We start from the raw sequence: 18,023 nt of genomic DNA, 5'->3' as shown, positions 1-18,023 counted from the left end.
GGGTGCTCAGTGATTTTGAAGCTTAACTTCATCGACACACCTTTCAGGAAAACGCCCAGTATAAGAAATCAAGGGAGACAATTTGTGGCAACACTTTCCAATGCATTAATCAACGTTTTTGTGGCCCCCAAAAGCCTGTTTGAGGACTTAAAAGAAGCCAAAGGCTGGGGATGGATTGCACTTATCTTTTCAACCGTTTTTTACGCTCTAGTCACCTACTGGCTATATAGTGGCATGAGCTCGGAATGGATTGTCGAACAACAAATTGCGCAGATGGGGGATGTCAGCCCCGCCGAAGCAGATCAAGCTCGCAACTTTATGCAGGACAGTGCACCTTACACTGCACCTATTGCCGCCATTAGCATTATTTTGGTTACCCTGATAATGAATGCCTTATATGCCGGCTATCTGAAACTGGTCAGTCGCACCGATGAATTCAGCTATGGTGATTGGTACAGCTTTAGTCTGTGGGCCATGATGCCAATGTTTTTCAATGCCTTGGGCTTGGCACTGTTGGTTTTACTGGCAGACAGCCCTGACCTTCCGCTGAACTTCGCCAACTATGCTTCTTTAAATCAACTTGTACTGAACTTACCTGTTGAGCATGCTCTATACGCATGGACCGAAGCCTTAAACCTGTTCAGTGTATGGGGCATAGTGGTTGCTGCTGCAGGTTTACAGATCTGGGCGAAAATGAAGCCGGTTACCGCTTATGTGTTCGCCGGACTGCCCTTCACCCTGATCATGGGTATCTGGCTACTGTTCGCCTTGATCTAAGCGGATTCCAATATGAAAAAATTAGTCATCCTGACCGCCATTATTGGCGGTCTGGGAGCCTTGGTTGCCTATAAGCATTTTGCCGGCAATCAGGGCCAGGTAACGGTAGAGGCTGCCTCTGTCAGCCAGGGAGTACTGAGTGATACCATTCTGGCCTCAGGAAATCTGGTGTTTAAATCACAAATTCAGATCCGCTCTGAAGTAACAGGCACGGTTCAGAACGTACTGGTAGAGGAAGGTCAGCAAGTACAACAAGGCGAGGTGCTGATGCGCCTCGACCCTACCGCTTTTAATGCCGATGTGGAAAGTTACCAGGCTGCGGTTGATGCGCGGCGCATAGAAATTCAGCGCACTCAGGCGGTAGAAGCCGATCTGCAGCGCCAGGTTGAACGCAATCGCAGTTTACTGGCGCAAAAGCTGGTTCAGCAGGAAACCGTGGATGCCCTGCAAAGCCAACTGGATATTGCGCATATCAATACAGAGGCTGCCCAGGCACAACTTGAGCAAGCCGAAGCCGCATTGGTTTTGGCCAAAGACCGACTGCGCAAAACCGTATTCGTCGCCGCCATGGATGGGCTGTTAGCCTCGGTAGATATTAAAACCGGCGAAACCGTGATTGCCGGCACCACCAATATCGTAGGCTCAGATCTCATGGTGTTGGCTGATCCCAGTGCCATTTTGGCCGAACTTAGGGTCGATGAGGCGGATATTTCACGGGTTGCCTTAGGACAAACAGCAGAAATTTTTGCCGCAGCTCTGCCCAAAACCCCCATTACCGGCGAAGTCATTTCCATCGGCACCTCGGCTAAGCGCCTATCCAGCGGCGAAGGACTGGCTTTCAGGGTCAAGGTATTGCTTAACCCTGGTGAGCATAAATTGTATCCCGGAATGAGCTGTCGGGCAGAAATCATCACCAGTCAGGGGGAAGCAACGTTGAATGTACCTGTCGCTGCTATTCAGGAAGAGCAAGGTAAGTCTTTTGTTTGGCGCGTAGATGATGATAACCGGCTTGCCAAGGTGTGGGTGACTACCGGTATGGCTACCGACATCCAGCAGGCTGTGTTATCTGGCTTGCAGGACATGCACAAAGTGGTGGTGGGACCATCGCGGCTATTCAGTCAGCTTAAGGAAGGACAGCAGGTGCAACTTAAGCAGGGTGCTGACAGTGACCTATGATGATCAGGTAATCAAGCTGAGCAATATCAGCAAACGCTATGAGATGGGCGGCGAGCAGTTTTACGCTTTGCGTGACATCAATCTGCATATCACTCGCAACGATTATGTGGCGATCATCGGTCCGTCGGGATCAGGCAAGTCGACCCTGATGAATATACTTGGCTGTCTGGATATTCCCAGCAGCGGCGAATACCTGCTGGACGACCAGCCCGTGGCGAGTATGGATGAGGCTGAGCTGGCGAAAATTCGTAACCAAAGCGTCGGTTTTATTTTTCAGAGTTTCAATCTGTTACCTCGCGCCTCTGTGCTCGCTAATGTCATGCAGCCACTGGTATATCGCATGCTACCAACGTCGGAACGGCAGAATATGGCTAAACAAGCCCTGCAGCGAGTCGGACTGGCAGATAAGCTTGGGCATTTCCCCAACCAGCTATCCGGTGGTCAGCGCCAGCGAGTAGCCATCGCGCGCGCGCTGGTCACCAAGCCAGCGATTTTACTGGGTGATGAGCCGACAGGTAATCTGGACAGTAAAACAACCCAGGACATTATGAAGCTGTTTGATGAACTGCATCGGGAAGGCCATACCATAGTGCTGGTAACCCACGAGCAGGAAATTGCCGACCATTGTCAAAGGGTCATTCGCCTGGTAGACGGCAAGGTGGCCAAAGACAGTCGCAATGACGCTGCACAGAGGGAGAGACTGCATGTTTAGCGGACTACATGCCGCCATTGAAGGCACCCGGGCAGCGCTTGCTTCCATTCGTGCCCATGCCATGCGAAGTGCGCTGACCACCTTAGGCATTGTTATCGGTGTGGCGGCCGTGATTACCGTCGTGGCGGTCATGGAAGGTTTGAGCTCCAGTATTGATGCACAGCTTGATGATCTTGGTAGCGATATGGTGACGCTACGAGCCACCACGTCGCAGGAACAAGCCATGCTGGGGTTTTCCAACAAACTGAGCTACGACGACTTTCTGGTGCTTAAAGCCAAGGTCAAAGACGTGGAAGATATGAGTGCCAGTATGCAGGCGTTTAGCTTTGGTAGCACCGTCAGCTACGGCCGGGAAACCATCCAAACCCAGGTAATAGGCACCGACTCTGGCTATCAAAAGGTGATTAAAGTCTTCCCCCAACAAGGACGTTTTATTCGCAGCACGGACGATGACAGACGGCGCCGAGTGGTATTTATTGGCGAGTCAGCACGGAAGAAGCTAAAACTTCCGGACAATCCCATAGGTGAATTTATCAGCCTGTCTGGGGAATGGTTTCGCATTATCGGTGTAGCAGAAGAGCGAGGCTCACTGTTTGGTTTTGATCAGGACAACTATATTATTGCACCGTTCTCTACTATGGCATCCCTGGCTGGCGCCAGAGTAACAGAGAATATTGATATTCTGTTCAGACCCGCCCCTGGGGCGAATCTGGATAATATTCAGGCCCAAATCCGGCAAATTCTGCGCAAGCGCCATCATCTTTCCGGTGACGATAAGGATGACTTTGAATTTATCACCGCCAAAAAAACCAAGGAAAGCTTCGCGGCGGTGACGACCTCGGTAACCTTGGTCGCCGGTGGCGTAGTAGGTATCAGTCTGCTGGTGGGCGGCATCGGTGTGATGAATATTATGCTGGTATCGGTTACCGAGCGGACACGCGAGATTGGCATCAATAAAGCGCTGGGAGCCACTCCCAACTTTATTATGCTGCAGTTTCTGGTCGAAGCCCTGGTCTTATCATTATTTGGCGGCATTATTGGCTTGTTGCTCGGCTGGGGGCTGGCAGCCTTTATCTCCATGCTGATGCCCAGCATGCCGGGCGCATTGGTACCGGGTTGGGCGATTGCCCTGTCCTTTGGTTTTACCACGGCGATCGGCGTGATTTTCGGCCTGATGCCAGCGGTGAAAGCCGCTAAGCTCAATCCCATCGACGCCTTGCGTTACGAATAACACTTATAAAAATGCCGCGCATAGCGCGGCATTTTTTTCGACCTACATTACGTCTTGTATCTGCTGTAACAATTTATCAGGAGAAGCAAAGGAGTTAATTCTCAAAACCTCCTTACCCTCTTTAATGATCACCAGCGTTGGCATTTGATTAATACCGTAGCCGATTGCCGCATCCAGACTAGTGTCGATGGCAAGAGGATGTTTAACCGCGAACTTCTCTCTGTATTCATTCAAGTCAGTCTGCTCGGTCCATAGCCGAGATACGATACCCAGGCTATGCGCAGTAGGATATTCCTCGCTTAGTTGGTTGAAAAACTGCTGGCCTGCGATGCAATTCTGGCTTTGCTCAGGTCTGGAGTCTTTGAGATACCAATCACACCAGGTGGCAGTAAAATACAGCATCTGCGAGCCCTGCTTCTGGATGTCCAGATTTTGTTGCTCACCGTCAATCAGCGTAATCGCCGGTAGCTCTCCGGGCTGGCGAGCCGCGATTAATGAAAGACGTTTATCCAGTGTGGCATCGGCATCATGGCCTTTATGCACTATACGTCCATCACGAGTGACCAAAATATGCCAGGGCGTGCCCATTAACCCGAAAGCCTGCGCCAGTTCCCCTGAATTGTCCTGAAGGATTGGCATGGTGAGTTTAAATCTATCGATGACCTCAGCCAGGGCATCCGGTGTTTCATTTACACCCAAATTAATAGATACAAACTTAATCTTATCGCCGAATTCTTCATAGGCATGCTGAAAATGCGGCATCTGCTGCATACAAGGTACACACCACGTCGCCCAGAATTTGACATACATGGGCGATTCACCAACTACGTCAGCATAAGACAATAATTCCCCGCTCACCGCCGTATAGTTTTTACTCTTTAGTACTTCCAGGGCTTCGCTTGCATACAGCTTACCTGCGTAGAGCAACGGCAGTAGCAAAGGAATATATTTAAAACTGGTCATAAAGTGTCCTTTTAAATAAACATCTATGACCAGTGTAGTGAAATGCTAAGCGTGGAAATTGTAAAAAACAGACATTCCCCTCTCTATCCACACAGGCGCAGATCAAAGCGGGCTTAAGACGCTATCCACCTGAAAACTGTCAGCCAGCGCAGGAAACTGATAGAGGTTGGCTCGTTGGCGCCATTGTGTGGCAAGCTCAGTATTGCCTGCCGCTTCCCAGGCCTGGGCAAAATTAACAAAGGCAGGTAAAAGTTCGGCACGATTCTCCAGACGCTGCTTCCATAACGCCATATACAAAGGCGGAATGTAGGCTTGGTCGTGATATTCCATAAAGGTTAAGCGGTCGCTGCCCTTGTAGGCCTGCATCTGATGATTGTTACAAGTCCTGGCTTTAGCCATGGACCATACCTCACCAGTTTGACGCCAACCGTCAAGCTTCTCAGGTAGTTCTTCTGCTTCGGTCACAAAAACCAGATTCGGTGCATCGCTATACGGGTGGCAGACCATTTCGGCCATATCTGTAGACAGCGGATACTCATCCACGAAGCCGGCAAAATGTGCCAATTCATGCACAAACACCGAATAGGTGTCGCCTTGATCAAGATACATAATGCCATTGTGTACATTGGCCTTGCCACGCGGTGCCAGCACCATCAAGTGGGTAAAATCCTCAGCCAGTGGTAATCGGGACAACTGCCTGACATCACACCCCAAACGTCGATGGCTTTGCCAGTTTTCATCACACTTTACTTGTTTGGGCTTCACCCAAACCGGCTCCAGCAGGCAAATGGGGAGAGATTCGAGTCGCTCATCCTGTTTAAAGGACTGGCTCAATTGCGCCATCTGTTGCATGTTCTCTAGTGACATCACCACAGGCTGTAGGCGGATCACACATTGATTCCTGGCCACGGCCAGCCCATTACCTTTGCGCTGCCAGTAACGGTTTATCCAAGTTAGATAGTCCCCCGCTGCTGCAACGCCGTTATCTCGGGCATGGCTAAGCCAACTTTTAGCCTGCTTGTACTTACCAATCCGCCACTCCAGCTTGGCCAACAGCAGTGCGCTGTTAGCGTCCCGCGGAGCGGCCTTTTCCAGCCAGGCTTCGGCTTGCTCTGGTTGCTCCTCAATCAGCAGCCATTGATACAATGAAATAATCGCGGGCAAGTAATCCTGCTCAGCAGCCAGCTCCAGCCAGCGACGTTTGTTCTCAGCAGAATCACTGAGTAAGGCCATTTCATGCTGAGCGGCAGCAAAGCCCCCCAATGCTGCCTTTGCCATCAAACGTTTATGTGGCGCTTCTTCTGTCTCGTTTAATGCCAGACGATAATAAGAACGTGCATCACCAAGCTGTGCTGCTTGCCTAAGCCAATAAGGATCCTGATTTTGCTGTGCATATTCGCTCAGTGCGCTGAGCGCTTCATCAGAGCCTACATTCACAGCTCGGAACAAAGAGGCAGGGTCACTCTCCCCCTGCTTGAGCATTATGGGAATATATTGTTGCTGGCTGGCTACCGACAAACAGGCACCGCCAACAGCAATAATCAACAAACGCAAATACTTCAACATACTTTGCTTATCGTACCGGTTCGTCTTGCAGTGTTTTCTCGCGTAACAAATCTAACTCTAGTCTGGCATAACGGTGCTCGACAAACTCGTAAACATTGGTACTTAAAGAAAGCTTAAAGTAGTTTGACGCCACCCCTTTCTGACCTTTAGCCATATGGTATTTACCCAGATAGAAATAAGCTTCACACAAGCGATTAGCCAGCTCCTGCTGACTGCGCACACCCACCAGTAACTCGGACAATAACTGACGTTCAGAGATATCCCCCAAATACAGATCCACTAAGGCAACCGCCCAGTTGTCCTGTTTTAATTTGCTGCGGCTATCCCGCAACGTTTTAAGCGCCTGGGTTGCATCGACTTCCGTCTCAGCCAGATAAGCCCACACAGCGCGATAAGGGTCACTTTCATCACGATGATAAAAACGATTTAAGTCGTCAACCGCCAGTTCTGGACGACCACCGTAATACAGCGCGATGCCGCGATTCAGAAATGCAAAGTCGTGATTGGGGTCAATATCCAAAGTCGCATCAAAGGCTTCATAAGCCTGGATAAATTCCATATTCTGGGTGTGGTGAATTCCCATGAAATTATAGGCTTCGGCCATATCAGGGCGCAGTTTCAGCGCCATACTGAAATCAAATTGCGCCAGGCCATCTAAACCGACACTGTCATACAACATGCCTCGCTGATAAAGCAGATCGGCACGCTGCGAATTATCCAGCTCGACCTGAGCCAAAATCTGACTGTACCTTGCCAGCGCCATCTGGCTACGCATATTCGCTGGCATAGGTTCAACCAAAATAAGGTTGCCCATCTGCCCATTACCTGACTGACCATTAGGTACTGTGCTGCAGGCATTGCTACCGATGACGGCAGCCACTAATAAAAATAATCTTGATAGCTTAATGATCATCTAACCTGTCGCTTTCCTTTTAGGTGCGTCTTAATGCGGGAGGCCTGTTAAGACTCCGGCCCAAATACCGGCAGCCAGTTATACCTGTTCTGGCTGTCCGCTTAAAGCCCCTTGCTGTATCAAATTATTGTTGCAGGCATACGTAATGCCAAGGTCATAGCACAAATTAAAACGAAAAATGGCACCCCTTGGGTGCCATTTATTTTTCTTAATCAATCAGTTATGAAAGATTATCAGTCCTGAGGCTGCTCTGCCTGAGACTCAGCAGGGGCTGCAGGTTTTTCCAGCAGTTCCTTAATGCTCAGACGGATACGGTTCTGGCGATCGATTTCCATGACCTTAACATCCACCATCTGACCTTCGGTCAGGTAATCACTCACCTTGGCCACACGCTCATGAGCGATCTGGGAGATATGCACCAGACCTTCTTTACCTGGCAGTACTTCAACAAAGGCGCCGAAGTCTACACAGCGGGTTACTTTACCATGGTAAGTTTTGCCCACTTCCACATCAGCTGTGATGCCTTCGATCATATCGATAGCAATCTGTGCCTTAGCGCGCTCGGTTGCGAAAATCTTGATAGTACCGTCATCTTCGATCTCGATGTTGGTATCAGACTTCTCGGTGATAGAACGAATAACCGCGCCACCTTTACCGATAACTTCACGGATTTTGTCCTGATCGATCTTGATGGTGTAAATGCGTGGAGCAAACTCAGACATCTCTTCACGGTGTGAATTGATGGCTTTATCCATCACACCCAGGATATGCAAACGGGCTTCTTTGGCCTGTTTTAGAGCGATTTGCATGATCTCTTTAGTGATACCTTCGATCTTGATGTCCATCTGCAACGCAGTAACACCCTCAGCAGTACCAGCCACTTTAAAGTCCATGTCACCCAGGTGATCTTCATCACCCAAAATGTCAGACAAAACAACGAACTTGTCGTCGCTCTTTACCAGGCCCATAGCGATACCAGCAACAGATGCCTTAATTGGTACACCGGCGTCCATCAGTGCCAATGAGCTACCGCATACGGAAGCCATAGAAGAAGAACCGTTTGACTCGGTGATTTCAGACACCACACGTACCACGTACGGGAATTCTTCTTCAGACGGCATTACCGCTTGAATACCACGCTTAGCCAAACGACCATGGCCGATTTCACGACGTTTGGGTGACCCCATCATACCGGTCTCACCAACACAGTATGGAGGGAAGTTATAGTGCAGCATGAAACGGCTGTTGGTTAAACCACCCAGCTCGTCAATCATCTGCGCATCACGCTCTGTACCTAAAGTCGCGGTTACCAGTGCCTGAGTCTCACCACGGGTGAATAAGGCACTACCGTGAGTACGAGGCAGGATGCCGGTGGCTACGTCCAGAGCACGAATCATCTGTGGGTCACGACCATCAATACGTGGCTCACCGTTCAGAATACGTGAACGCACTACGTCACTTTCCAGATCGTGCAGCAGCTCTTTCAGTTCTTTTGCGTCTTGCTCTGGGCTTTCTTCCAGAATCTGTGCAGCCACTTTATCTGTCACTGCAGTAACTGCGTCTTTACGGGCCAGCTTGTCAGAAATTTGGTAAGCGGCAGTCATATCAGCTTCGGCCAGGGCTTTCACCTTAGCTTTCAGTTCTGTATTTTCTGCTTCTGGCTGCCAATCCCACTTAGGTGTATTTACTTCAGTGGCAAATTCGTTCACCGCGTTGATAACGGCTTGCAGCTCGTCGTGGCCGTACATTACCGCGCCCAGCATCACTTCTTCAGACAATACGCTGGCTTCAGATTCAACCATCAATACCGCACTTTGCGTACCAGCAACTACCAAGTCTAGCTGGCTGTCAGCTTGCTCAGAATTACGGGTATTGAGGATATATTGACCGTCTTTATAACCTACACGTGCCGCACCGATTGGACCATTAAATGGAATACCGGAAATAGCCAACGCAGCAGATGTACCGATCATGGAGATCACATCAGTTGGGATATCAGGGTTAGCCGACATCACAGTGATAACAACCTGAACTTCGTTCTTGAAACCTTCTGGGAACAGCGGACGAATAGGACGGTCAATCAGACGAGCAGTTAAGGTCTCGTTTTCAGAAGGACGGCCTTCACGCTTAAAGAAACCGCCAGGGATTTTACCGGCAGCGTAGGTTTTTTCTTGATAATTGACCGTCAGAGGGAAGAAATCCTGATCGGCTTTGGCTTCTTTTTTACCTACTACGGTAACTAATACCGCAGTGTCATCCATGCTGGCCATAACAGCAGCAGTAGCCTGACGGGCAATAACGCCGGTTTCCAGTGTGATCTTGTGCTGACCATATTGGAAGGTTTTAGTAATTGGAGTCACTTAATTTTCCTTACATTAAGCCTGATGCCCAACAAAGTGACTGCGACTGGAAACTATTGATTTCACCAGTACAGCCCCTTGTCTCATGGCAGAGGCTTCTTACATTGAATGTTCATATATTCGCTTTTTAACGCGGCGCATAGTATAGCGAGGAAGATTTACCAATTCCATTAAACATTTATTTAGCTTGGGGTCAGTTTAAGTCGATATTTATGAGTAACTTGAACGTTGCTTGCACTTACAAATTGCTATACATCGAGCTGGAGTGCTTCTCCATATTTCGCTAATAACCCAACACGGTCCGCTTTTTTAAGACCTTTCACCACCAAAGCATAGGAATGGTCAATCATACGTTGAATTTCCCCAACGGGGATACTGCCGTCCAGTAGGATAGTGTTCCAATGCAATTTATTCATGTGGTAGCCTGGAATGACCGCACTAAACATGTCTCTGAGCATCATGGCCTGCTGAGGCTCGCATTTGAGATTCATGCGCCCTTCCCCCTGTTCACTTGCCAGGGTCGCGAACATCTTGCCGCGAATTTTCATCACGGCAACATCCGGCCCGAATGGAAAATCCTCAACGGCTTCAGGCTTACCAAGTAAATAACTACGAGCTTGCAGATAGTCCATGAGCTATCCTCAGTGGGTTTTGAGAGTCAAATGCTGGCGTGAAACAGACAAAGTTGCAACTAGGTTGGCACAGTTTGATTAGGCCTTACATTGCATTAACCCTGTGACAGCGAACCAGATCAGATTCGCAAATGCAAAAAACCCGGCCTAGCCGGGTTCTTTTAATTTGGTGCGGATGGCGAGACTCGAACTCGCACGTCTTGCGACACCACCCCCTCAAGATGGCGTGTCTACCAATTCCACCACATCCGCGAAATTTTAACGTTTTTAGTTAGGCACGTCGGTAGGCTGTGTTTTCTCAACAGGTACGTCGGTATCAGCTGGCTGAGTAACAGGCACTTCCAGATTTTCCCACTCGTCTACCTGCTTTTCTTTCCCTGCCGTCATTGCACCCAGAATCAAACTGATTGCAAAAAACAGCGTCGCCAGAATGGCAGTGGAGCGGCTCAGGAAATTACCAGAACCAGAGGCACCAAATACAGTGTTAGATGCGCCAGCACCAAAAGATGCGCCCATATCGGCACCTTTACCGCGCTGAATCAACACCAGCCCAATCAAGGCTAATGAAATCAGCAGATAAATCACCATTAATACTTCGTAAAGCATGCTTTACCTCAATTCAGTTTGCCGCTTGGCAAATTGCTAAAAAATCCTCGACTTTCAGACTGGCTCCACCTATCAGGCCACCGTCCACATCGGGTTGCGCAAAAATCTGCGCTGCATTAGCGGCATTTACGCTGCCACCATACAATATTCTTATTTTTGCTGCCGCATCCTGGCAGGACTTGCCCAGATGGACACGAATAAACGCATGAACTTCTTGTGCTTGCTCAGGCGTTGCGGTGTTTCCCGTACCGATAGCCCAAATGGGCTCATAGGCAATCATCACATTTAACAGGTCTTGTTGACCAATAACCTGTGTGACGGCATCTAGCTGGGAAGCAACATAATCAAACACTTTGCCGCTTTGCCGCACTTCAAGGGGCTCACCAACACAAACAATAGGTGTCAGACCTGCCGCTAACGCAACTTGCACTTTATCAGCGACAAGTTCGTTTGACTCAAACTGTTCCGCTCTGCGTTCAGAATGTCCCAATATGACGTATTGGCAACCGACATCCTGCAGCATAGCAGCGGAAATCTCGCCAGTGTGGGCTCCGTTTGGATACACACTGAGGTTTTGAGCGCCCAGTTTAATCTGTTCTGTATCGAAACCACTCAGTAAAGTAAAAGGAGGGCATACAACCGAATCCATATTCTCTAACTGAGATTGTCCTAATGCTTCCTGCATTTGCTTAACCAGAGACAGGTTACCGTTCATTTTCCAGTTACCTGCCACTATGGGGCGTCTAATCTTCGCAGCCATTGTGACTCCTGGCTCGTCTGGCGAGTCAATTCAAAGCGCGCGAGAGTGTAACCAACCGCAAAACAAGTTACAAGTGGCTCGCGCGTCAAATGTTACTATGCGGTTACTTTTCGTACCGACTCTGCAATAGCCTCGGCCCACTTGCTCGCCAGTTCGTCTTTGGTGGCTTCAACCATAACCCGAATTAGTGGCTCAGTACCGCTTTTCCGCAATAACACGCGCCCATCATCGCCCATATCTTGCTCCGCCGCCTTTACAGCAGCAAGCACATCCGTATGTTCCAGCGGTGAAGAACTGCCTTCACTGTATCTGACGTTAATCAGGGTTTGTGGGAATTTCTCCATACCACGGCGCAGTTCATACAGACTCATACCGGCACGTAACATAGATGTCAGCACCTGCAACCCCGAAACAACACCATCGCCGGTTGAAGCAACTGCGAGGTTAAGCACATGACCGGAGCTTTCTCCGCCGATGTTCCAGCCTTTTTCCTGCAGCAGCTCCATTACATAGCGGTCGCCTACCTTACTGCGAGCAAAGGGAATTGACAGGCGACTTAATGCGACTTCAAGGCCAAGGTTGCTCATAAGCGTACCAACAACACCACCGCCGTTCAGGCGACCTGACTTAAGAGCATCCCTGGCAATGATGTAAACAATTTCATCACCATCTACCACGTTGCCTTTATGGTCTACCATCATAATGCGGTCACCATCACCATCCAGAGCAAACCCGAGGTCAGCTTTTTCGGCCAGGACTCGCTCCGTGATAGCTTGCATTGACGTGGCTCCCACGTCGTCGTTAATGTTCAAACCATTGGGGGTAGTGCCAAGTTCGACCACCTCTGCCCCCAACTCTCTGAGCACATTCGGTGCGATGTGATAAGTAGCACCATGGGCACAGTCCACCACAATCTTCATGCCGGTTAATGACAGGTCTGATGGAAAAGTACCTTTGCAAAATTCAATGTAGCGACCAGCTGCGTCATTAATGCGAGTGGCTTTGCCTAATTTGTCAGGGGCAGCACAAACCATTGGCTGCTCAAGCATATCCTCAATAGCCTGTTCGATATCATCGTCTAATTTGAAGCCATCGGCTGAGAAAAATTTAATGCCGTTATCATAATAAGGATTATGTGAAGCACTGATCACAATGCCGGCTTCCGAACGGAATGTTTTGGTCAGATAGGCAATAGCCGGTGTTGGCATAGGCCCCAACAAACCGATATTAATGCCTGCAGCAGACAAACCAGCTTCCAGCGCCGATTCGAGCATATAACCAGAAATACGGGTATCCTTCCCAATCAACACCTTGTTAGTTCCGCGACCAGCCAGCACTTTACCAGCTGCCCAACCTAGTTTAGTAACAAACTCAGGGTTGATGGCGCTCTCGCCTACTTTGCCGCGGATACCGTCGGTACCGAAATACTTTCTTTGACTCATAGTGTTCCTTGTATTGCTTTGCCGGATAATTTCCGGTCTTTATATTGAATCTGGGTCAAGCACAGCCATCGTTACTTTTAACACGTCCACTGTCTGTTTCACATCATGCACACGGATAATCTGTGCACCTTTCATCGCGGCAATTGTCGCGCAGGCGAGACTGCCTGCCAAGCGTTCATCTACGCCTCGACCAAGAAGATTTCCTAACATCGACTTGCGCGACATCCCCACCAAAAGCGGCAAGCCCATGTGATGGAAGCGCTCCATCCCTTGTAGCAACTGATAATTATGCTGCAAAGTTTTGCCAAAACCAAAGCCGGGATCGAGCAGAATACGGCTACGTTCAATACCCACATCAGTGCAAGCTTGAATCCGGTCATCCAGAAATGAAAAAATGTCCATGAACAAATCTTGGTAATGGGGTTCATTTTGCATGCTACGAGGCTGACCTTGCATATGCATTAAACAGACCGCAGCATTCGTCCTTGCCGCAATTTCAAGCGCTCCAGTTTCCTGCAATGCCCGCACATCATTGATCAATCCAGCACCGGCGCGGCAGGCTTCCAACATGACTTCAGCTTTACTGGTATCAACCGAAACAACAGTATCAAATCGCTGTGATATAGCCTCTACAACCGGCACCACCCGCGCCAGTTCTTCCTCAACCGACACATCAGCAGCACCAGGGCGGGTAGACTCGCCGCCCACATCGATAAAGGCTGCACCATCAGCCAGCATTTTCTCTACCTGATATAAGGCGCTATCCAGTTTATTGAAGCGGCCCCCGTCAGAAAAAGAATCAGGCGTAACATTGAGGATCCCCATTACTTTTGGGGTGGAAAGGTCTACAAATTTGTCAGCAAATTTCATTGGATAAATGTTCCCAATAAGAAAAAGGCGCTATGTAGCGCCTTTTAATGATAACGATGCAGTTTAGCTGGGTAAGTCGCCTGGCTTACTGATGTCCGCATCTGAACTTTTCTTCGTTTCGGCCTTGCTTTCCGGTTTGTTTGACGTATCACCCTTAGGCTTGTTGTCATTATCCCAATCTGCAGGGGGACGAACTTCGCGGCGCGCCATCAGATCATCAATCTGTTTAGCATCGATAGTCTCGTACTTCATCAGCGCGTCTTTCATGGTATGCAGGATATCCATATTTTCGCGAAGAATCTGCTCAGCACGGTCATAGTTACGATCAATCACGGCTTTGATTTCAGCATCAATGGCACGCGCCGTATCATCTGACATATGCTTGGCTCGCGCCATACTGCGTCCCAAAAAGACTTCCCCTTCTTCCTCGGCGTACAGCATTGGACCCATCTTGTCCGATAGACCCCATTGGGTCACCATCTTACGCGCCAAATCGGTAGCACGCTCAATGTCATTAGAGGCACCAGTGGTAACCTTTTCACCACCGTAAATAATGTCTTCGGCGATACGGCCACCATAGAGACTAGAGATCATGCTCTCCAAATGCTGCTTGGTGTAGCTGAATCTGTCCTGTTCCGGCAAGTACATGGTCACGCCCAATGCACGACCGCGCGGGATAATTGATACCTTATAAACCGGATCATGTTCCGGTACCATGCGACCAACAATGGCGTGGCCGGCTTCATGGTATGCCGTCATTTCTTTTTCGCTTTCCGACATCACCATTGACTTGCGTTCAGCGCCCATCATGATCTTGTCTTTGGCTTTATCAAACTCTTCCATGGCAACCAGGCGCTTGTTAGCACGAGCAGCAAACAACGCCGCTTCGTTAACCAAGTTAGCCAGATCGGCACCTGAGAAGCCAGGCGTACCACGCGCAATAACACCCGCATCGACGTTATCGGCAATAGGTACTTTACGCATATGTACTTTAAGGATCTGTTCACGACCACGAATGTCGGGCAAGCCGACAACAACCTGACGGTCAAAACGGCCGGGACGAAGCAACGCAGGGTCCAACACATCTGGACGGTTGGTCGCGGCAATCACGATTATGCCTTCATGGCCTTCAAAACCATCCATTTCAACCAGCATCTGGTTCAGGGTTTGCTCACGTTCATCATGACCACCACCTAAACCGGCACCACGCTGACGGCCCACCGCATCAATCTCGTCGATAAAGATAATACAAGGTGCTGACTTTTTAGCTTGCTCGAACATGTCGCGAACACGGGATGCGCCCACACCGACAAACATTTCTACGAAGTCAGAACCGGAGATAGTAAAGAATGGCACCTTGGCTTCACCGGCGATGGCTTTTGCCAACAAGGTTTTACCTGTACCAGGAGGGCCAACCATCAAGACGCCTTTGGGAATTTTTCCGCCCAGCTTCTGGAATTTGGACGGGTCACGCAGGAAATCCACCAATTCAGATACATCTTCTTTAGCTTCATCGCAACCTGCCACATCGGCAAAGGTTGTTTTAATCTGGTCTTCACCCAGCAAACGTGCCTTGCTCTTACCAAACGACATAGCCCCACGACCGCCGCCGCCCTGCATTTGACGCATGAAGAAAATCCATACACCGATCAGCAGCAACATCGGGAACCAGGAGATGAAAATGTTGGCCAGCATTGACGGACGCTCAGGCGGCTCATTGATCATACGCACATCATTCTTGATGAGGTCAGTCACCAGGCCGTTATCGCCAACAGATGGAATAAAGGTGGTAAAGCTTTCGCCACTGCGGGAAACGCCTTTGATCTCCCGACCATCAATGCGCACTTCACGCACCATTCCCTGATTCACCTCATTGATGAACTGGGTGTAATCATATTGGCGTCCAGAAGATTCCCCTGGGGTAAAACTCTGAAACACCGTCATTAATACGACGGCTATAACCAACCACAAAATTAAATTTTTTGCCATATCGCTCAACGCTGTAACCTCTGTAAAAACAGTTCTTATCCGGACCGGTTTTCCTAACCGGTATCCTACTCAGTAGTACAAGCCAAACCAACCAGGATGTAACGCCTATGAAACCCTTACCCTTCATGTGGCAATGCCGCATTAGGGTCGGCTCCAGAGTCCGGCAGGCTTAGCCTACCAGAGTTCGACGCTCGAAACTATGTAAACCGCCTCAATATCCCCTTGAAACCGGTTACCTCTTGGCCCCCTTTATTTACGGAAGCCTTCCCCGAACTTAAGGGTGAACTTTGTTCAGAGAAATAAAAGCCATATCAATCTATAACACCAGCGCCTTAGCAGCCCTGTAGTCACTTCAACTCTGTCGAAGACATCTCAACTCTCGTCACAGACAAGGTGTATTTAAACCTGGTTAAATGCTCTACTACAAAGCGTAGGCGCCCCACCGAATTACACCATTTTATCTGCAGCTGAGTCCCACTTTAACAACGTCCCCTGACAAAGCGCACTGCCTCTACCTCGTTTTGAGCTTTAGCTGATGTCACCTTTTTTGGCATAACCTGCTAATGTCATTAGGCATGCGCTTAAGATGGCGGTAGAATACCGTTTTTCAACCCTTTAGACATACCAATTAACGCTGGTGTGTTTTAGTTAAAAGATAAATTTGTAACCTAATGATTCTTTCTACCAAACAGAAGCAATACCTCAAGGGTTTAGCCCACTCGCTCAAGCCTGTTGTTCTACTTGGCAACAATGGCTTAACCGAAGGCGTATTAGCTGAAATTGATAACGCCCTCAATCACCACGAACTGATAAAAGTGAAAGTAGCGACAACGGACCGCGAACAGAAACGCTTAATTTGCGATGCCATTGCTCGTGAAACAAAAGCATTGAACGTACAACTTATCGGTCACAATTTGGTGTTATACCGGGAAAGTGAAGAGAAAAAGATCCGCATCCCCAAAGGCTGAGTCAGCTCGGCCTTCCGCCTTCGAATTATAATTCACCTACTCGTGGCCATTTTAGGGAAAAGCTTAGCCTTTCTTAGCTGTCGCTACATAATTGATAAAACTGTTTCAATTAATAGATAATTTCGTCAATCACCTTCCCTGAGACTCAGTTCGTTGCGGTTTGCGCAACCTGATACTTCTGAATCAGGGAATCAACATCCCCTGCCACGCGCAGACTATCAAGGGCCCATTGCAGGCGCTCACGGAGTGGCTCGGGAAAGGACGTGTTCAGAGCTAAATAGTTCCCCTGAACATCGAGAGGGAACTCCAGTACCGGGATCAAATCTTCAATGACAAAACCTGAAGGTTGAATTTGATAGTGAAGCGTCAAAGGTGAACCAATAATTAGATCAAGTTTTCCTTTTATAAACAATTGCATGTCAGCATTTTTATAGGACACATTTAGCAAGTTTCTACCTTTCTCGAAGCCATGTTTTAACAACACTGCTTCATAAATATCATTAGGCTGAATTCCTATGGTATAGCGCGTAGCTTCGCTAAGAGAAGTAAGGGAAATGTCGTCACGATGTTTTAGCCGGTAAAGGTAAGACGTTGACTTCACGAGTGGCCCCACCCACTTAAACTGCTGCTCACGCTCTTTATATCTGGCGGTAGAAATTAGGCCACTTAATTTATGCTGCCGGGTTAACTGAAATGATCGACTCCAAGGCAACAATTCCAACTCACAAGCAACCTCAGCCCGTTCGCACACCATCATGGTTAGTTCAGCATTAATACCCACCACCTTACCCTCCTGTATAAACTGGTAAGGGGGAAAATGCTCTGTGTAGATGGTAATAGACTCAGCCCAAGCAGGCCGCAGCATTGCCAGCATCACGAACAACGCTGTCCTGACAAACATACTCCATCCTTTTGCGACTAAATTCGATTGCAACAAAGCGCCCAGCCAAACAAGAATTATTTTCATGTTAGCACGAAAAATCTATGGCAGTTGAAAAGCCTCGGTGCTCAGCAAAAAATCAGCTCACTTCAGGGTATCAAACCGTTGATAAAGTGAG

At 48.8% G+C, this 18,023-nt stretch carries 16 protein-coding genes and 1 tRNA gene; 5 read left to right on the top strand and 12 right to left on the bottom strand.

Annotation, left to right across the window (positions count from 1 at the left end; genetic code table 11):
• The first annotated feature begins 84 nt into the window (after nucleotides 1–84).
• From KJY73_RS06115 to KJY73_RS06100, 4 genes are read left to right on the top strand one after another with little or no spacing between them, the layout of a single operon-like run.
• Nucleotides 85–777: a YIP1 family protein gene (locus tag KJY73_RS06115; protein ID WP_206593816.1), complete on the top strand. Its 693-nt coding sequence runs from the start codon at nucleotides 85–87 to the stop codon at nucleotides 775–777.
• A 12-nt stretch (nucleotides 778–789) separates the two neighbouring features.
• Nucleotides 790–1,953: an efflux RND transporter periplasmic adaptor subunit gene (locus KJY73_RS06110; protein ID WP_214341430.1), complete on the top strand. Its 1,164-nt coding sequence runs from the start codon at nucleotides 790–792 to the stop codon at nucleotides 1,951–1,953.
• A gap of 43 nt (nucleotides 1,954–1,996) precedes the next feature.
• On the top strand, nucleotides 1,997–2,665 hold the full coding sequence (locus tag KJY73_RS06105) for an ABC transporter ATP-binding protein (protein WP_214343270.1): 669 nt from the start codon (nucleotides 1,997–1,999) through the stop codon (nucleotides 2,663–2,665).
• Entirely contained in the window at nucleotides 2,658–3,896 is a 1,239-nt protein-coding gene (locus KJY73_RS06100; RefSeq protein ID WP_214341428.1) for an ABC transporter permease, read from the top strand. Before KJY73_RS06105 ends, KJY73_RS06100 begins: the two co-directional genes overlap by 8 nt.
• A 42-nt stretch (nucleotides 3,897–3,938) precedes the next feature.
• Here the strand turns inward: KJY73_RS06100 and KJY73_RS06095 are convergent, their stop codons facing one another.
• From KJY73_RS06095 to ftsH, 11 genes are all read right to left on the bottom strand, one after another.
• The gene (locus KJY73_RS06095) at nucleotides 3,939–4,859 is read right to left on the bottom strand and encodes a TlpA family protein disulfide reductase (RefSeq protein WP_214341425.1); all 921 of its coding nucleotides are present in this window, start codon (nucleotides 4,857–4,859) and stop codon (nucleotides 3,939–3,941) included.
• Between the two features lie 102 nt (nucleotides 4,860–4,961).
• On the bottom strand, nucleotides 4,962–6,425 hold the full coding sequence (locus tag KJY73_RS06090; protein ID WP_214341422.1) for a tetratricopeptide repeat protein: 1,464 nt from the start codon (nucleotides 6,423–6,425) through the stop codon (nucleotides 4,962–4,964).
• A 7-nt stretch (nucleotides 6,426–6,432) separates the two neighbouring features.
• The gene (nlpI, locus tag KJY73_RS06085) at nucleotides 6,433–7,338 is read right to left on the bottom strand and encodes a lipoprotein NlpI (RefSeq protein ID WP_206593821.1); all 906 of its coding nucleotides are present in this window, start codon (nucleotides 7,336–7,338) and stop codon (nucleotides 6,433–6,435) included.
• A 233-nt stretch (nucleotides 7,339–7,571) separates the two neighbouring features.
• The gene (pnp, locus tag KJY73_RS06080; RefSeq protein ID WP_214341420.1) at nucleotides 7,572–9,698 is read right to left on the bottom strand and encodes a polyribonucleotide nucleotidyltransferase; all 2,127 of its coding nucleotides are present in this window, start codon (nucleotides 9,696–9,698) and stop codon (nucleotides 7,572–7,574) included.
• A gap of 248 nt (nucleotides 9,699–9,946) precedes the next feature.
• Nucleotides 9,947–10,330 (bottom strand): MmcQ/YjbR family DNA-binding protein, encoded by a 384-nt coding sequence (locus KJY73_RS06075; RefSeq protein ID WP_214341417.1) that lies wholly within the window; start codon nucleotides 10,328–10,330, stop codon nucleotides 9,947–9,949.
• Between the two features lie 167 nt (nucleotides 10,331–10,497).
• Nucleotides 10,498–10,582: transfer RNA gene (locus KJY73_RS06070), tRNA-Leu, on the bottom strand.
• 15 nt (nucleotides 10,583–10,597) lie between these two features.
• Nucleotides 10,598–10,936, bottom strand: a complete 339-nt coding sequence (secG, locus tag KJY73_RS06065) for a preprotein translocase subunit SecG (RefSeq protein WP_206593824.1) — start codon at nucleotides 10,934–10,936, stop codon at nucleotides 10,598–10,600.
• A gap of 13 nt (nucleotides 10,937–10,949) precedes the next feature.
• The gene (tpiA, locus tag KJY73_RS06060; protein WP_214341414.1) at nucleotides 10,950–11,696 is read right to left on the bottom strand and encodes a triose-phosphate isomerase; all 747 of its coding nucleotides are present in this window, start codon (nucleotides 11,694–11,696) and stop codon (nucleotides 10,950–10,952) included.
• Between the two features lie 95 nt (nucleotides 11,697–11,791).
• On the bottom strand, nucleotides 11,792–13,138 hold the full coding sequence (gene glmM / locus KJY73_RS06055; RefSeq protein ID WP_214341411.1) for a phosphoglucosamine mutase: 1,347 nt from the start codon (nucleotides 13,136–13,138) through the stop codon (nucleotides 11,792–11,794).
• A gap of 39 nt (nucleotides 13,139–13,177) precedes the next feature.
• Nucleotides 13,178–14,008: a dihydropteroate synthase gene (gene folP / locus KJY73_RS06050; protein ID WP_214341408.1), complete on the bottom strand. Its 831-nt coding sequence runs from the start codon at nucleotides 14,006–14,008 to the stop codon at nucleotides 13,178–13,180.
• Between the two features lie 63 nt (nucleotides 14,009–14,071).
• Nucleotides 14,072–16,006 carry an ATP-dependent zinc metalloprotease FtsH gene (ftsH, locus tag KJY73_RS06045; RefSeq protein WP_269813715.1) on the bottom strand — a complete coding sequence of 645 codons (1,935 nt, stop codon included), beginning with the start codon at nucleotides 16,004–16,006 and terminating at the stop codon, nucleotides 14,072–14,074.
• 662 nt (nucleotides 16,007–16,668) lie between these two features.
• Here ftsH and yhbY point away from each other — a divergent pair.
• Complete coding sequence (yhbY, locus tag KJY73_RS06040) at nucleotides 16,669–16,965, top strand: ribosome assembly RNA-binding protein YhbY (protein ID WP_188699145.1); 297 nt, start codon at nucleotides 16,669–16,671, stop codon at nucleotides 16,963–16,965.
• A 145-nt stretch (nucleotides 16,966–17,110) separates the two neighbouring features.
• On the opposite strand, the gene KJY73_RS06035 is transcribed toward yhbY, so the two are convergent.
• Nucleotides 17,111–17,866 carry a substrate-binding periplasmic protein gene (locus KJY73_RS06035; protein WP_214341376.1) on the bottom strand — a complete coding sequence of 252 codons (756 nt, stop codon included), beginning with the start codon at nucleotides 17,864–17,866 and terminating at the stop codon, nucleotides 17,111–17,113.
• Between the last annotated feature and the right edge of the window lie 157 nt (nucleotides 17,867–18,023).

This window comes from Bowmanella yangjiangensis (assembly GCF_018531185.1).
In the GTDB taxonomy this organism is placed as follows: domain Bacteria; phylum Pseudomonadota; class Gammaproteobacteria; order Enterobacterales; family Alteromonadaceae; genus Bowmanella; species Bowmanella yangjiangensis.
Note: the sequence above shows the minus strand (reverse complement) of the source record. Positions and strands in the feature narration are given on the sequence as shown.

Coding starts and splice junctions, on each gene's coding strand:
- nlpI (WP_206593821.1), bottom strand. CDS start 7,338: ATGATCATTAAGCTATCAAGATTATTTTTATTAGTGGCTGCCGTCATC.
- yhbY (WP_188699145.1), top strand. CDS start 16,669: ATGATTCTTTCTACCAAACAGAAGCAATACCTCAAGGGTTTAGCCCAC.
- tpiA (WP_214341414.1), bottom strand. CDS start 11,696: ATGGCTGCGAAGATTAGACGCCCCATAGTGGCAGGTAACTGGAAAATG.
- KJY73_RS06075 (WP_214341417.1), bottom strand. CDS start 10,330: ATGGACTATCTGCAAGCTCGTAGTTATTTACTTGGTAAGCCTGAAGCC.
- KJY73_RS06100 (WP_214341428.1), top strand. CDS start 2,658: ATGTTTAGCGGACTACATGCCGCCATTGAAGGCACCCGGGCAGCGCTT.
- glmM (WP_214341411.1), bottom strand. CDS start 13,138: ATGAGTCAAAGAAAGTATTTCGGTACCGACGGTATCCGCGGCAAAGTA.
- KJY73_RS06035 (WP_214341376.1), bottom strand. CDS start 17,866: ATGTTTGTCAGGACAGCGTTGTTCGTGATGCTGGCAATGCTGCGGCCT.
- folP (WP_214341408.1), bottom strand. CDS start 14,008: ATGAAATTTGCTGACAAATTTGTAGACCTTTCCACCCCAAAAGTAATG.
- secG (WP_206593824.1), bottom strand. CDS start 10,936: ATGCTTTACGAAGTATTAATGGTGATTTATCTGCTGATTTCATTAGCC.
- KJY73_RS06090 (WP_214341422.1), bottom strand. CDS start 6,425: ATGTTGAAGTATTTGCGTTTGTTGATTATTGCTGTTGGCGGTGCCTGT.
- KJY73_RS06095 (WP_214341425.1), bottom strand. CDS start 4,859: ATGACCAGTTTTAAATATATTCCTTTGCTACTGCCGTTGCTCTACGCA.
- KJY73_RS06110 (WP_214341430.1), top strand. CDS start 790: ATGAAAAAATTAGTCATCCTGACCGCCATTATTGGCGGTCTGGGAGCC.
- KJY73_RS06105 (WP_214343270.1), top strand. CDS start 1,997: ATGGGCGGCGAGCAGTTTTACGCTTTGCGTGACATCAATCTGCATATC.